The 14,700-nt window shown below is 73.9% G+C and carries 15 protein-coding genes; 6 read left to right on the top strand and 9 right to left on the bottom strand.

Annotated features, from left to right (window positions below; translation table 11 throughout):
- Positions 1-11 precede the first annotated feature (11 nt).
- Positions 12-989: a hypothetical protein gene (locus KVS67_RS07490; RefSeq protein WP_070708754.1), complete on the top strand. Its 978-nt coding sequence runs from the start codon at positions 12-14 to the stop codon at positions 987-989.
- A gap of 205 nt (positions 990-1,194) precedes the next feature.
- Here KVS67_RS07490 and KVS67_RS07485 read toward each other — a convergent pair whose 3' ends face one another.
- The 5 genes from KVS67_RS07485 to KVS67_RS07465 form a co-directional block, all read right to left on the bottom strand.
- Positions 1,195-1,950, bottom strand: coding sequence for an ABC transporter ATP-binding protein (locus tag KVS67_RS07485; RefSeq protein WP_044659446.1), 756 nt, complete (start codon positions 1,948-1,950; stop codon positions 1,195-1,197).
- The gene (locus KVS67_RS07480) at positions 1,947-3,035 is read right to left on the bottom strand and encodes an iron chelate uptake ABC transporter family permease subunit (RefSeq protein WP_044659445.1); all 1,089 of its coding nucleotides are present in this window, start codon (positions 3,033-3,035) and stop codon (positions 1,947-1,949) included. Before KVS67_RS07480 ends, KVS67_RS07485 begins: the two co-directional genes overlap by 4 nt.
- Positions 3,028-4,086 (bottom strand): ABC transporter permease, encoded by a 1,059-nt coding sequence (locus tag KVS67_RS07475; RefSeq protein WP_080695885.1) that lies wholly within the window; start codon positions 4,084-4,086, stop codon positions 3,028-3,030. The genes KVS67_RS07480 and KVS67_RS07475 overlap by 8 nt, the downstream gene beginning before the upstream one ends.
- The gene (locus KVS67_RS07470; protein WP_044659444.1) at positions 4,083-5,147 is read right to left on the bottom strand and encodes a siderophore ABC transporter substrate-binding protein; all 1,065 of its coding nucleotides are present in this window, start codon (positions 5,145-5,147) and stop codon (positions 4,083-4,085) included. The genes KVS67_RS07475 and KVS67_RS07470 overlap by 4 nt, the downstream gene beginning before the upstream one ends.
- Before the next feature lie 170 nt (positions 5,148-5,317).
- On the bottom strand, positions 5,318-6,649 hold the full coding sequence (locus KVS67_RS07465) for a methyltransferase (RefSeq protein ID WP_217565195.1): 1,332 nt from the start codon (positions 6,647-6,649) through the stop codon (positions 5,318-5,320).
- Positions 6,650-6,718: 69 nt separating this feature from the next.
- On the opposite strand from KVS67_RS07465, the gene KVS67_RS07460 reads away from it, so the two are divergent.
- The 5 genes from KVS67_RS07460 (at position 6,719) to KVS67_RS07440 (ending at position 11,729) form a co-directional block, all read left to right on the top strand.
- Positions 6,719-7,915: a glutamate--cysteine ligase gene (locus KVS67_RS07460; protein WP_217565194.1), complete on the top strand. Its 1,197-nt coding sequence runs from the start codon at positions 6,719-6,721 to the stop codon at positions 7,913-7,915.
- 82 nt (positions 7,916-7,997) lie between these two features.
- Positions 7,998-9,173, top strand: a complete 1,176-nt coding sequence (locus KVS67_RS07455; protein WP_217565193.1) for an alcohol dehydrogenase catalytic domain-containing protein — start codon at positions 7,998-8,000, stop codon at positions 9,171-9,173.
- Entirely contained in the window at positions 9,170-10,201 is a 1,032-nt protein-coding gene (locus KVS67_RS07450; protein ID WP_060973710.1) for an NAD-dependent epimerase/dehydratase family protein, read from the top strand. Before KVS67_RS07455 ends, KVS67_RS07450 begins: the two co-directional genes overlap by 4 nt.
- Positions 10,202-10,206: 5 nt before the next feature.
- Entirely contained in the window at positions 10,207-10,701 is a 495-nt protein-coding gene (locus KVS67_RS07445) for an ABC transporter substrate-binding protein (protein ID WP_145951026.1), read from the top strand.
- Positions 10,698-11,729 (top strand): cation diffusion facilitator family transporter, encoded by a 1,032-nt coding sequence (locus tag KVS67_RS07440; RefSeq protein ID WP_217565192.1) that lies wholly within the window; start codon positions 10,698-10,700, stop codon positions 11,727-11,729. Before KVS67_RS07445 ends, KVS67_RS07440 begins: the two co-directional genes overlap by 4 nt.
- A gap of 8 nt (positions 11,730-11,737) precedes the next feature.
- On the opposite strand, the gene KVS67_RS07435 is transcribed toward KVS67_RS07440, so the two are convergent.
- Genes KVS67_RS07435 through tsaB form a run of 4 tightly spaced genes read right to left on the bottom strand, consistent with a single transcriptional unit; the run spans position 11,738 to position 14,697 of the window.
- A complete protein-coding gene (locus KVS67_RS07435) occupies positions 11,738-12,268 on the bottom strand; it encodes a hypothetical protein (protein ID WP_217565191.1) in 531 nt (176 codons plus the stop codon).
- Between the two features lie 49 nt (positions 12,269-12,317).
- Positions 12,318-13,409 carry a tRNA (adenosine(37)-N6)-threonylcarbamoyltransferase complex transferase subunit TsaD gene (gene tsaD, locus KVS67_RS07430; RefSeq protein ID WP_155932650.1) on the bottom strand — a complete coding sequence of 364 codons (1,092 nt, stop codon included), beginning with the start codon at positions 13,407-13,409 and terminating at the stop codon, positions 12,318-12,320.
- A gap of 26 nt (positions 13,410-13,435) precedes the next feature.
- Complete coding sequence (locus tag KVS67_RS07425; protein WP_217565190.1) at positions 13,436-14,029, bottom strand: GNAT family N-acetyltransferase; 594 nt, start codon at positions 14,027-14,029, stop codon at positions 13,436-13,438.
- Positions 14,026-14,697, bottom strand: a complete 672-nt coding sequence (tsaB, locus tag KVS67_RS07420; RefSeq protein ID WP_155932646.1) for a tRNA (adenosine(37)-N6)-threonylcarbamoyltransferase complex dimerization subunit type 1 TsaB — start codon at positions 14,695-14,697, stop codon at positions 14,026-14,028. Before tsaB ends, KVS67_RS07425 begins: the two co-directional genes overlap by 4 nt.
- Between the last annotated feature and the right edge of the window lie 3 nt (positions 14,698-14,700).

Here is a 14,700-nt window from a genome sequence, read left to right as displayed (position 1 = left end):
AAGGTCGACCCATGTCCTTCGCCCCCGACCTCCCCCTCGTCCCCGTCTTCACCACCCGCGACGTGCTCGAACGCGGTCTACCGCCCAGCCGGGTGCGGCGGTCCGACGTCCTCCGCCTCGCCCGCGGCATCCACCGTCGCCGTGACATGCCGCTGCGCACCTGGGAGTCGGCCGGGCTCCCGCCGCCGCACCACGGGGTCGGCCTCGACCTGCTGACCGCCCTCCTGCGGTCCCGTCCCGACGCCGTCCTCTCCCACGAGACGGCGGCGCACCTCCACGGCCTCCCGCTTCCCCCGGGCGGGGCCACGCGACGCGCCGCCGTCGAGATCACGTTGCACCGCGGCACCGCACGGGCGCGGATCCCCGGCGTCATGGAGCACCGCAGACCCCTGCCCGCCGGCCACGTCACCTCCGTGCTCGGGCTACGGGTGACGACGCCGGAACGGACCTGGCTCGATCTGTGCTCGATCGGCCACCCCTGGGACGAGGCATCCCTCGTGTCGGCGGGTGACCACCTGGTCCGTCACCCCTGGTCCCCGCGCGGCCGGCGGCCTCCCATCACCACGGTCACCGCGCTGCACGAGGCGATGCGGCCGCTCGGGCGGTTCGTCGGAAGACCGCGGGCGACGGCGGCGCTCGAGCGCGTACGGGTGGGTGCCGACTCGCCGCAGGAGACCCGGCTGAGGCTGGCGCTCGTCGAGGCGGGGCTGGGCGAGCCGACGCTGCAGCACGTGTTCGACCCCGGGCGGCGGGACGCCCCCGAGGCCGATCTGTGGTTCGAGGACTGCCGGCTCGTCCTCCAGTACGACGGCGAGGTGCACCGGAGTGCCGAGCAACACGCCCGGGACGCCCGGCGAGACCAGTACTACGCGGAGCGTGGGCAGATGACCCTGCACGTCACGGGCCGGGACGTCGGCGAGGGATACGCGCGGGTGATCGAGGCCGTCCTCAGACGACGGGCACAGGTCTCGAACGGCTGGGATGCCTGACGTCGTCGTCGCGTATGGCCCTGCCGTCCATGCGCAGGGGTTCCGTGGGCAGAAGCGAGGGTGCTTCTGCCCACGGAACCTGGAAACACGCGGGTTCTGCCCCCGGAAGGCGAGACCCGGCGGGTTCTGCCCACGGAACGCTCGCGTCGGCCGGGCACCCGACCCCCGCCCGGACCGACCCGGGCCGGCCTCACCGTCGCCCCGCTCAGTAGTACACGGCCAGCGGCCCGTGCGGTCCGTCCACCACGCTGCAGGGGGTCTTGAAGATTCGCTCCAGCACCTCAGGGCGCAGGATCTCGGCCGGGGTGCCGGTCTCCACCACCTGGCCGTCGCCCATGGCCACGATCCGGTCGGCGTAGTGGGCGGCGAAGTTGATGTCGTGCAGCACGATCACCACGGTCCGGCCCAGCTCGTCGGCGGCCCGGCGCAACTGCTGCATCATCTGCACCGAGTGCTGCATGTCCAGGTTGTTCAGCGGCTCGTCCAGCAGCACGTACTCGGTGTTCTGCGCCAGCACCATCGCCACGTACGCGCGCTGCCGCTGGCCGCCCGAGAGCTGGTCGAGGTACCGGTTCTCGAACGGGCCGAGGTTGAGGAAGTCGATCGCGTCGGACACGTGCCGCTCGTCCTCCAGGGTCAGCCGGCCGCGCGTGTACGGGTAGCGCCCGAACCCCACGAGCTGTCGCACGGTCAGCCGCGTCACGAAGTGGTTCTCCTGCCGCAGGATGGACAGGGTCTGCGCGATCTTCCGGGACGGCGTCGTGGTGATGTCGTGCCTGCCCACGGCGATCGTCCCGGCGTCGGCGTCCTGCAGCCGGCCGATCATCGTCAGCAGCGTGGACTTGCCCGCCCCGTTGGGCCCCACGAGCGCGGTCACTCCCCCGGCCTGGATGTCCAGGTCCACGGGTCCGATGCACACCTCATCGCTGTGGCGCTTCACCACGCCGCGCAGCTCGATCACAGACGTCCCTTTCTCATCACGACGACCAGGAAGGTGATGCCGCCGATCAGCTCGATGACCACCGTGACCGCACCCCCCGCGTAGAACACGTGCCGCAGCACGAAGTAGGCGCTCGTGAGCACCGCGTACCCGGCCAGCGCCGCCACCGGGAGGATGAACCGGTGGTCGTGGGTGTCGACGAGGCTGTACGCCAGCGTCGCCACGAGGAACCCGAGGAACGTCATCGGGCCCACGAGCGCGGTGGTCATGGCCATCAGCACGGAGACCAGCAGCAGCGTCACCATGAGCTCGCGCCGGTGGTGCAGGCCCAGGTTGGTCGCGGCGTCGGCGCCGAGCGCCACCGTGTTCAGGCGGCGGGAGCGCAGCCACAGCAGCGCGCACACGACGACGGCGATGGGCGCGGCGATCGCCACGTACTCGGTCCGGGCGTTGGAGATGTTGCCGAAGAGCCGCGCGCTCAGCAGGTCGAACGAGTTCGGGTCCAGCAGTCGCTGCATGAACGTGCTCAGCGCGGCCAGCCCGCCGCCCAGCACCACGCCCACGAGCAGCATCAGATGGACGCTGCCGTAGGGCCGGGAGAGCAGCCACGAGTACAGGGCCGTCGCCAGCGCCACCATGAGCGCGGCCTGGGCGAGGAACGGTCCCACCCCGGTCAGCACCGCGACGCCCGCGGCCCCCAGCACGTACACGGCGGCGGTCGACACGGCGGTGTAGAGCGCCTCGAACCCCATGATCGAGGGCGTGATGATGCGGTTGCCCGTCACCGTGTGGAAGCTGACGGTCGCGAAGGAGTGGCACAGCGCCACGATGCCGATCACGCCCAGGGACTCCACGCGCATCCGCGCGATCATCCAGAACGCGCGCGAGCCGGGCTCGGCCTCGTTGCCCCACAGCAGGACCCCGGCGGTGGAGAGCACGGCGACGGCGGCCAGCACCGCGACGACGACCGCATACCTCCGGCGGTCGGCGGCGGTGACGAACGCGCCGGACCGGCGCGGGGCGTCGGCGTCGACGGGCCCGGCGGCGGTGGCGCCGCCGAGCGGGGCGGGGAGGCGACCCGGGGCGGTCGCGAGCGGCTCAACCATGCTTGGCCTGCCTCAGCAGCAGGGCGAGGAACACGATCGCGCCCACGAGGCCCAGGATCAGCGAGATGGGCACCTCGAACGGGGCGATCACGGTGCGCCCGATCAGGTCGCAGACAATCACGATCCACACGCCGACCATGACCACCCAGGGCAGATTCGTGCGCAGGTTGTCGCCACGGACCATGGACACGAGGTTGGGGACCACGAGCCCCAGGAACGGGAGGGCCCCGATCACCACGGTGACCACGCCGGTGGCCACGGCCACCATGGCCACGCCGGTGAGGATCACGGCGTCGTAGTTGAGGCCGACGTTCGTGGCGACGTCCTTGCCGAGGCCGGCCACGGTGAAGCGGTCCGCGATGACGAAGACCGCCACGCACACGATCAGCACGAGGAAGAGCAGCTCATACCGGCCGCGGACCACGGAGGTGAACGAGCCGGCGAACCACGCGCCCACCTGCTGCAGCATGTCCGTCTGGAGGGCGAGGAACGTCGAGGCGGCGCCCACGACGGCGCCGAGCATGATGCCCACGATCGGCACGATGAGGGAGGACTGCAGGCGCACACGCCGCAGGAAGAGGAAGAACACGAGGGTGCCGACGAAGGCGAAGAGGATGGCCCCGGCCATCCGGGTCACCAGGCCCGCCCCCGGCACGAGCACCATGGTCACCAACAAGCCGAGACCGGCCCACTCGGTGGTGCCCGTGGTGCTGGGCTCCACGAAGCGGTTCTGCGTCATGAGCTGCATGATCAGCCCGCACATCGCCATCGAGGCGCCGGCCAGCACGAGGGCGACCGTGCGCGGCACGCGCGTGATGGCGAACATCTCGCGTCCGCCCTCCGCGCCGACGTCGTACACGCCCACGAACAGCGAGACCACGACGAGGACCGCGGTCACCACGATGCCGGCCAGCAGCGGCCAAGTGCGCTGCCAGCGGGTGCGCTCGGGCCGCAGGACGGCGGGCGGGACCCAGCACACGCGGTCGCCCCGCCCCGGCTCCTCGAGCCGGGGCGGGGCGTCGGCGACGTGGTGACGCACGTCGAGAATCACTGCGCGCCTTCGAAGGCCTTCGCGAGGTCTTCCATGACGGTGGTGTGGTTCTGGATGTCCTCGGCGACGTAGAAGTCGGTGGGCAGGTACACGATGTTGCCCTCCTTCACCGCGGTCACGTCCTGGAGGGCCTCGGAGCGCTCGATCAGCTCGGCAGCGGTGGCGTTCTCCTCGCCGACGGCGGCGTCACGGTCCATGACGATCAGCCAGTCCGGGTTCGACTTCGCGATGGCCTCGACGGAGATGTCGTCGCCCTGGTGGTTGTCGGTGCCCGACTGCTCGAGGGCCGGGGTCAGGTCCAGCATGTCGAAGAACGGGCCGATGGCGCGGCCGGCGCTGGGCGCGACGTACGAGAGCTCACCGCCCGAGGCGATGAGGCCCATGACGGTCTGCTCGGGGTCGTAGGCATCCTTGGCGCGCTGGGTGGCGGCGTCGAAGTCGGCGATGAGCTTCTCGGCATCGGCCTCGTGGCCGGTGGCCTCGCCCAGCAGGGTGGTCAGTTTCTTCAGGCCTTCGTCCATGGGGGTCTGCGTGACGTCGAAGTTCGTGTCCACGACGGCGGCGTCGCCGGTCAGCTCGTCGATCTCCGCCTTGCGCTCGTTGAACCGCTGGCCGTTGAACACGACGTCCGGCTCAGCCGTGACGAACAGCTCCATGTCCGGCTCCCGGTGGTTGCCGATGTCGGCGACCGAGTCGTCCTGGAGGTAGGAGGGCCCGCCCTCGCCCTTGTACATGATCTGCTTCGGCGCGGCCGACAGCTCGACGCCCCAGTCGTCCAGGGTGCGGAAGGTGCGGTTGTCCGTGGCGATGACGGAGTCGACCTCCTCCGGCAGGGTGACCTCGGCGCCGGACATGTCGGTGACGGTGACCCCGGCCACGACGCCGCCTGAGGCGGCCGAGGAGCCGCCGGCGGCGCTCGCGGAGGACGAGGACTCGCCGGCGGCGCTCGCGGAGGACGAGCCCGTGGCCGCGCCGCCGGCGGAGCAGCCGACGAGGGCGAGGGCCGCCACCGAGGTCAGGGCGAGCCTGGCGAGGCGGGGGGCGCGGGCAGAACGCGGCATGGTTCTCCTTCTGGGGGGCGGGGCTGTCCCGGGATGAGCAGTCGGGGTGGTGGGCGCGCTCCCGTGGAGGTGAGCCTTGCCTCAGTCGAATACCGTACACGAGGGTGCCGTAATCCCCCAACGGGAGTTCGACGGGTCCCGCCGCCCGGGGCCCGCGGCCTCGAGCCCCGTCAGTCCAACGGCGTCACCTCGAGGGCGAACCGCGCCCGACCCACGCGCGCCAGCACGAGGGTGGCGTGCCGTCCGGCCCCGCCACGCCGGCCCGGCTTCGCCCCGCCGAGGACGGCGCGACGCACCTCCTCGGGCGTCTCGCGGATGCCCCGCTTCTTCACGTCCAGCCGACCCACCCCGGTCTCCTTCGCCCAGCGCCGCAGGGAGGCCAGGTGGAAGCCGTGCACCGCCTCGATCCGATGGGCGCGGGCCAGGCCGTCCCGCACGGGCTCGGGCGCGACGAGGTAGGCCAGGTGGGGGTCCAGCTGCCGCGTCGGCACGGGCCAGGACGCGGCCAGGTCCGTCACGAGTCCGGCCCGGATGACGGCGCCGTCCGGCTCGTGCAGGACCGCGCCGACGAGCCCCGCCATGCCCTCCTCCCCCACGGCCTCGACCTCGGGCGAGTCGCCGAAGTCCGCGCCGGAGACGAGCTGCGCCGTCGTCGTCTCCCCGCCCCGGACGGTCATGACGCGCGCCGCCCGCCGCACCCCGGGGCGGGCCGCCGCGTTGAACCACAGGGCGGCCTCCACGACGTCGCCGTCGACGCTCACCCACTCGGCCTCGGCGCCCGCCGGCACGGCCTCGTGCGGGAGCCCCGGGCCGAGCTTGACACCGAGCGGGACGCCCGTCGCGGCGATGTCCGTCACGACGCTCAGGGGCGGGGAGAACGCCTCGGGGTCGAACACGCGCGCGGACCCGCCCCCGCCGACCTGACGGCGGGCGGGGTCCAGCCACACCGCGTCCGCCTCGGCGGGCACGTGGGCGCGGGCCCAGGCCACGGCGTCGCCGTGCACCACACGCGCTCCGCGGTGGCCGGCGAGGTTCACCTCGGCGGCCGCGGCGACGACGGCGTCCCGCTCCACCGCCACGACGTCCAGGCCCCGGTCGGCGAAGGCGCGCGCGTCCAGGCCGAGACCGCAGCCGAGGTCGGCGACGCGCCGGGCCCCCGCGGCCGCCAGCCGGTCCGCGTGCAGGCCCGCGACCAGCGGGCGGGTGGCCTGCTCCAGGCCGTCGCGGGTGAACAGCATCCGGCGCGCCTCCGGCCCGAGGCGGGCCTCCGCTCGGGACCGCAGCGCGGCCTGGGTCAGCGCGGCGGCCACGCGCTCCGGAGGATGCCCGGCCGCACGCAGGCGGGAGGAGACCGCGAGCGCGTCGGCCTCGCGGTACCCGGCGAGGGAGTCGAGCAGCGCGCGGCCCTCCGGCTCGAGGACGGGGGCCAGGGCGGTGGCGTCCGCCTCCGAGGCGGCGGCCGTGGGGCGCGGCGGGCGGGAGGCGGGGCGGGGGCGGGCCATGCGCCCCACCCTAGGTCCGAAGCGTGGACCCCGGGCGCAGACCCGGCACGGGCTTCTAGGATGGGCGGCATGACTCTGCCCTTCGCCGACTCCGCGCAGTCCACTCTCGGAATCGAGTGGGAGCTCGCGCTCGTGGACGCCGTGTCCGGCGAGCTGCGCTCCGAGGCCCCGGACCTGCTGCGCGCCCTGCATGTGACCGAGGGCCTCGCCGAAGACGACGTGAACCCGCACATGACCAGCGAGCTCCTGCAGAACACGGTGGAGCTCGTCACGGGTGTGCACGAGCGCGTCGACGCCGCGACGGCGGACCTCGGCCGGATCGCCGCGCGCGTGGCCGACGCCGCGGCTGCGCGGGGCATCTCCCTGTTCTGCCAGGGCACGCACCCGTTCGCGGACGCGATCGCGCAGCCCTCGACGCCCAGTGAGCGCTACGACCGCATGCTGGATCTCACCCAGTACTGGGGTCGGCAGCTGCTGATCTTCGGCGTGCACGTGCACGTGGGCCTGGACGACGTCTCCAAGGCCATGCCGGTGGTGAACGGCCTGGTCAACCGAGTGCCGCACCTGCTCGCACTCTCGGCCTCCTCCCCCTTCTGGGCGGGCACGGACACGGGCTACCAGTCCCAGCGCACCCTCCTGTTCCAGCAGCTGCCCACGGCCGGCCTGCCGTTCCAGTTCCAGGAGTGGGAGGACTTCGAGCGCTGCGTGGCCCAGATGGAGCAGGTGGGCATGATCGCGGACGTCACCGAGTGCCGCTGGGACGTGCGGGCCGTGCCCCGCCTGGGCACGGTGGAGATGCGCGCGTGCGACGGCCTGGCCACGCTCGAGGAGATCGCCGCCGTGACCGCCTACACGCAGTGCCTCGTGGATGACCTGTCCGCGAGCCTGGAGCGCGGTGAGACGGTCGAGGTCCTGCCGCCGTGGCACGTGCAGGAGAACAAGTGGCGCGCCGCCCGGTACGGCATGGACGCCACCGTGATCGTGGACGCCCGGGGCACCCAGGTCCCGCTGGCGGAGCACCTGCCGGCGGAGATCGAGCGACTGACCCCGGTCGCCGAGCGGCTGGGCTGCGCGGCGGAGCTCGCCGGCGTCCAGGCGATGATCGACGACGGTGGCGCCGCGCGTCAGCGTCGCGTGGAGGCACAGGCCCTGGCCGGCCCGCCGGCCGCGGGTGAGGACGCGGATGACGCGGTGGCCCCGTTGCGCGCGGTCGTGCTGGACGCCGCCGCCCGCACCCGCGCGTCGCTGGACGGCCGCACCGGCTGAGCGGCCGTTCCCCCGGCGAGGTGGCGGCCCCGCCGCCCCTGCAGGCTTCCGCCGGCCCGCCCGGCGCGGCTACGGTCGCACCATGCGAGCACTCACATGGCAGGGAAAGCGCAACGTCGCCGTCGAGGACGTCCCGGATCCTCGGATCCAGGAGCCGACGGACGCGATCATCGAGGTCACTTCGACCGGCATCTGCGGGTCGGACCTGCATCTGTACGAGGTCCTGGGGCCGTTCATGGACGCGGGGGACGTGATCGGTCACGAGCCGATGGGCATCGTCCGCGAGGTCGGGTCCGAGGTCACCCACATCCGGCCCGGTGACCGGGTGGTCGTGCCCTTCACCATCTCCTGCGGGCGGTGCTGGATGTGTCAGCGCGGGCTGCAGTCCCAGTGCGAGGCCACCCAGGTGCGGGAGCAGGGCTCCGGCGCCGCACTCTTCGGCTACTCCCGGCTCTACGGCTCCGTCCCCGGCGGACAGGCCGAGTTGCTGCGCGTGCCCCACGCGGACTACGGCCCCGTGAAGGTGCCGCACACCGGCCCGGATGAGCAGTGGCTGTTCCTCTCGGACGTCGTCCCCACCGCCTGGCAGGGGGTCCAGTACGCGAACGTCCCCGACGGCGGCACGCTCGCGGTGCTCGGCCTCGGCCCCATCGGCCAGCTGGCGGCACGCATCGGCGTGCACCTGGGGTACCGGGTGATCGGCGTCGACCCGGTCCCCGAGCGCCGCGCGATGGCGGCCCGGCACGGCATCGAGGTCCTGGACGCCGACGGCGGCGAGGCCGAGGTGCTCCGCGAGCGCACCAGCGGCCGCGGCCCCGACGGGGTCGTGGACGCGGTCGGCATGGAGGCGCACGCCTCCCCGGCGGGGCATGCGGCCCACACCGCCGTGGGCCTGCTGCCCGACGCGCTCGGCCGGGCGGCCATGAAGACCGCCGGCGTCGACCGCCTGAGCGCCCTCCACACCGCGATCGACGCGGTCCGGCGTGGCGGCACGGTGTCGCTCTCCGGGGTCTACGGCGGCATGAAGGACCCGATGCCGATGCTCACCCTGTTCGACAAGCAGGTCACCCTGACGATGGGCCAGTGCAACGTCCGTCGCTGGGTGGACGACCTGCTGCCCCTGCTCGACGACCCGTCCGACCCCCTCGGCGTGCTCGACCTGACCACGCACACCGCCCCGCTCGAGGACGCGCCCGCCCTCTATGGGACGTTCCAGAAGAAGGAGGACGGCTGCATCAAGGTGGTCCTGAAGCCGTGAGGATCGTCGTCCTGGGCGCGACGGGCAACGTCGGCACCGCTGTCCTGCACCGCCTCCAGGCCGCGGACGAGGTGAGCTCGATCGTGGGCGTGAGCCGGCGCGGCCCGGACCGGGCCGGAGCGCCCTACGACGGCGTCGAGTGGCACCGCCTGGACGTCGCGGAGCCCACGGCGGCGGGGCGGCTGCGCGAGATCGTCGCCGGCGCCGACGCCGTCGTCGACCTGGTGTGGGTGATCCGCCCCAACCGCGACCGTGACCACCTGCGCGCCGTCAACGTGGTCGGCAACGAGCGGGTGTTCCGGGCCGTGGCCGAGGCGGGTGTGCCCCACCTGGTCTACGCGTCCTCGGTGGGCGCGTACGGGCCCGGGCCGAAGGGCCGCGCCGTGGCCGAGTCCCATCCCACCACCGGGGTCCCCACCTCGCACTACGCCGCGCAGAAGGCCGAGGTCGAGTCGATCCTCGACCGCGTGCAGGCCGAGCACCCGGAGCTGCTGGTGACCCGGCTGCGCCCCGGGCTGATCTTCCAGTCCGCGGCCGGGCCCGAGATCAAGGACTACTTCCTGGGCGACCTCGTCCCCGCCCGGCTGGTCGCCCGCCTGCGCACTCCGGTGCTCCCCTTCCCGCGGGGCCTGCGATTCCAGGCGCTCACGGCCCAGGACGTGGCGGACGCGTACTGGCGCGTGATCGCCCACCGGGCGGGCGGGGCCTTCAATGTGGCCGCCGACCCCGTGCTGGACGCGCACACCATGGGCACCGTCCTCGGGGCGCGCCGCATCCTGGAGTTGCCCGTGGGCCTGTTCCGAGCGGCCGCGGCGCTGACCTACCGGGCACGGCTGCAGCCCACCGACCCGGGGTGGGTGGACATGGCCGCGGCAGCGCCCATCATGGACACCACGGCCCTGCGCGCCGCGACCGGCTGGTCCGAGACCACCGACGCCCGGGAGGCGGTCCGCCTCGTGCTCGACCATCTCGACGGCGCCGAAGGCCTCGGCAACGCCGGGCACCGCTCGCACTCGCCCACGGAATGAGGACGATGACCATCACCCGTCGGGCCGCCCTGACGGGCCTGCTCGGGGGCGTCGCCCTCGGGTTCACCGCCTGCACCTCCTCCGGCTACCCCGCCGACCCGGACGGCACCCTGGACCGCGTCACGGGCGGGGTGCTGCGCGCCGGCGTCGTGCACCACCCGCCCCACGTGGACGCCTCGGGCGCCGAGCCCGTCGGCCCCGAGCCCGACCTGATCCGCGGCTTCGCGGCGGCGCACGACGCACGCGTCGAGTGGACCGTGGCCGGGGAGGAGGCGCTCATGACCGCGCTGGAGAAGGGCGACATGGACCTGGTGGCCGGCGGCCTGACCTCGGCGTCCCCGTGGACGTCGCACGCGAGCATCACCCGCGACTACGCCGAGGCGGAGGGCCCGGACGGCGAGCCGGTGAAGCTCGTGATGGCCGTGCCCCTGGGTGAGAATCAGATGCTCACGGCCCTCGAGGCGTACTTCGACCAGCGCGCAGCGGAGGAGGCCCGATGACGCGGCGGGACACCCGGGAGACGGGGCCGAGCGGGCGCAGGTTCGGCGCCACGGAGCTGCCCCCGGAGATCGAGCGCGTGGTCCAGCAGGCCAAGCGGCTCGAATGGGCGACGCTGGGGGTGATCGTGGTCACGATCGTCCTCGTGGCGATCGTGATGGGCTCCTCGCAGGCCATGCGGGCCGCGTGGATCGAGGACCTGCTCTCCCTGATCCCGCCGATCGCGTTCCTCGTCGCCCTGCGCGTGGCCCGCATGGCCCCGACGCGGGCCCGGCCCTACGGCTCTCACCGGTCCGTCGGGGTGGGGCACCTCGTGGCCGCCGTCGCCCTGTCCGTGATGGGCGTGGTCCTCGTCGGCGACTCCCTCCTGGGCCTGGTGACGGCGGAGCACCCGCCCATCGGCACGTTCGACCTGTTCGGGCACACCGTGTGGCAGGGCTGGTTCATGATGGCCGTGATGGCCCTGTCCGTGCCCGGGCCCATGATCCTCGGCCACAAGAAGCTCACGCTGGCCGAGCAGCTCCACGACCGCGTGCTGTACGCGGACGCGGACATGAACAAGGCGGACTGGCAGACGGGCGTGGCGACCATCGTCGGCGTGGCCGGCATAGGCCTGGGCTGGTGGTGGGCGGATTCCGCTGCGGCGATCTTCGTGGGCGTGAGCATCGTGCTGGACGGCTGGAAGAACCTGAAGGAGGCCGTCACGAACCTGGCGGATCGCCGCGCCGCCACGATCGACGGCGCCCGGCCGCACCCGCTCATCGACCGTGCCGAGCGGGTCGCCTGGGCGGAGCCGTGGGTGCGCCAAGCGGGCGCCCGCGTCCGGGACGAGGGCCACGTGTTCCACGTCGAGATGTTCGTGGTGCCGCACGAGGGGGCGGACGTGACGGTGGACCGCTGCTGCGCGCTGCGGGACGCGATCGCCGCCCTGGACTGGAAGCTGCAGGACGTCGTCGTCGCCCCGGTGGACGAGCTGCCCGCCGAGGTGCACGGCGGTCGGTCCGGGGAGCATCAGACGGGCGAGGAGTAGCCCGGGCCTCAGCCGGTCAGGAACCGGCCCTCGAGGGTGGCGGAGGTGATGCGCTGGACCTCGCGCTGCTGGTCCGCGGCGTTCTCGCGCAGGGCGTGCATCTCGGCGGCGTCGACCGCCGGCAGGTGCGGAGCCAGCTGTTCGAGGACGTGCCACATCGCGGACTTGGCCTGGAGCATGCCCTGCAGCAGGTCCAGTTCGATCTGCGTCCAGCCGGAGCCGCGCGTGCGCAGCGCGTTCACGGGGTTGAGGCGTCCACCGACCTCGGCCGCCGCTCCGGCGGCCCGGTCCACCAGCGGGGTGCGGAGGCCCAGCTCGCCGATGAGCGCCTCGAGGCGGTCCTGGTCGTCCTGGACGGCGTCGCCGAGGCGGCGCAGCGCGGCCTCCTGCGAGGTGCCGGCCCAGGTCTGCTCGGCGGCGCGGAACGCCTTCACACCGGAGCGGGAGCCGAGCAGGTGCTGATTGAGGAAGTCCTCCAGCATCTGCTCGTCCACGGCGGCGGAGGTGGACTCGGGGCGGAGGTGTTCGTGACCGGTCATGGGCCCTGTCTACGGAGCCCCTGATTCGACGGCAAGAGGCCGGGCGCGCTCAGACGCTGACGACCTCGACCGGCTGTCCCGGGTCCGCGCCGAACCACGCGTCGGAGGGGGCGACGCCGTCGCGCACCAGGCGTGCGCCGAGCGCGGCGACCATCGCCCCGTTGTCGGTGCACAGGTTCACGGGCGGGACGGTCAGCTCGATGCCCGCGGAGCGGCACCGGTCGGCGAGCAGGGCGCGCAGGCGCGAGTTCGCCGCGACGCCGCCGCCGAGCATCAGGTGGGTGAGCCCGTGCTCGCGGCAGGCGCGGACGGCCTTGGCGGTGATCACGTCCGCGACGGCCTCCTGGAAGGAGGCGGCGATGTCCGCGCGCGGCACCTCGAGGCCGCGGGCCTCGAACTGCTCCACGGCCCGGGAGACGGCGGTCTTCAGCCCGGAGAAGGACCAGTCATGCCGATGCGGGCCGGGCTCCTCGGCGCTGCCGACGAACTTGCCCGCGGTGAGCCCGCGCGGGAAGCGGAAGGCACTCGGATCGCCCTCGGCGGCGAGCCGGTCGATCACGGGGCCCCCGGGGTAGCCCGCCCCGATGAGGCGGGCGACCTTGTCGTACGCCTCGCCGGCCGCGTCGTCGATGGTCGAGCCCAGCAGCTCGACCTCGGAGCTGATCCGGCCCACGCGCAGGATCTCGGTGTGCCCGCCGGAGACGAGCAGCGCGCCCAGGTCCGCGGGCAGGTCGTCCCACTGCGCGGGCCGCACGCCGTCCAGCATGCCCACGCCCACGTGCGCCACGAGATGGTTGATGCCGTAGAGGGGCGTGCCGAGGGCCGTGGCCAGCGCCTTCGCCCCCGCGACCCCCACCATGAGGGCGCCCGCCAGACCCGGGCCGGAGGTGACGGCGATCGCGTCGAGGTCCGCGAGGGTGACGTCGGCGGTGTCCAGGGCGCGGCGGATCGTGGGCACGAGGGCCTCGAGGTGGGCGCGGGCGGCGATCTCCGGGATCACGCCGCCGAAGCGCACGTGCTCCTCGACGGAGGAGGCGACCTCGTGGGCCAGCAGGGCGGTGCCGCGGACGACGCCGACGCCGGTCTCGTCGCAGGAGGACTCGATGCCGAGCACGAGGGGGGCTGCGGTGGCGGTGGGCATGGGCTCCAGTCTAGTGAGCGGCCCGGTCACAGGGGCTTGCGCATGATCACGGCGTCCTCGCCGCCCGGGTAGTAGCGGCGGCGCACGTGCAGCTCCTGGAATCCGTGGCGCGCGTAGAGCCGCCGGGCGGCGGCGTTGGAGGCCCGGACCTCGAGCATGAGCGAGCTCGCACCGCGCGCCGCGGCCTCCGCGGCCATCCAGCGCAGCTGGGCTGCTCCGATCCCCCGCCCCTGCGCCGCCGCGACGGTGCCCACGGTCTGCACGTCGGCGACGTCGCCGACCACCATGATCCCGCCGTAGCCGACGATCTCGCCGGGGGCGGGGCCGTCGTCGTCGGCGGCGACCTCTCCAGGCGCGGGCACGTCGCGGACGACCACGCGGTAGTCCCGGGTGGGCGGACGGCCGTGCACGTCCCGTCCGCCGGCGGGGCCGGTCTGGGCGAGTTCCTCCTCGTAGAAGTGCGCGGGCCAGGCGTCGAGCGGGAAGAGGGTGGCCTCGTGGGCGAGCACCTCGGGGATGTCCCACACGGTCATGGGGCGCAGCAGGTACCCGGGCGGCAGCCCGTGCTCGTCCTCGGCGGGGCTCCCGTCACCGGACGGGGCCGGCTCGGCCGGGCTCACGCGCCCGCCCGCTTGCGGGGGCCGGGGACCTTGGCGTCGGACTCGCGCAGGTAGAGCGGCTCGGCGGGCACGAGGCCGCGGCCGCGCCGCAGGGCGAGCTCGGCCACCTGCCCCACCCCGACGGCGGACGGCGTGGCCGACTCCCAGTCCGGCACCGCGCGCAGCGCCTCGGGGTAGAGCCCGGCCCCCGCGCCGTAGACGGGCAGCGGGGTGACCTCGTCCGCCGGCGAGACGAAGGGGCCGTGCAGCAGCGTCGGCTGCCCGCCGACCTGCGCGTAGTGGGCCCAGTAGACCTCGCGGCGGCGGGCGTCCGTGGCGACCACGAACTCCTCGATCCCGTGGCGGAAGGCGTCGACGCCGGCCGCGTGGGCGAGCGCGTCGAGGCTGCGGACCCCGTGCACGGGCACGTCCCACGCCAGGCCGAGGGCGGCCGCCGTCGCCAGGCCCGCGCGCAGCCCCGTGAAGGGTCCGGGGCCGACGCCGACCGCGAGCGCGTCCAGCGCGGTGCCGGTGACACCGGCCTCGCCGAGCACGGTCTGCACCGCGGGGGCGAGCACCTCGGCGTGGGCGTGGGTGTCGTCCGTGGCCCAGTGCGCGAGCTCCTCACCGTCCCGCAGGACGGCGACGGAGGCGGCGGCGGAGGAGTCGATCGCGAGGAGCAGGGCCATGGC

Source organism: Micrococcus sp. GbtcB5 (genome assembly GCF_019091605.1).
Taxonomy (GTDB): Bacteria; Actinomycetota; Actinomycetes; order Actinomycetales; family Micrococcaceae; genus Micrococcus; species Micrococcus luteus.
Note: the sequence above shows the minus strand (reverse complement) of the source record. Positions and strands in the feature narration are given on the sequence as shown.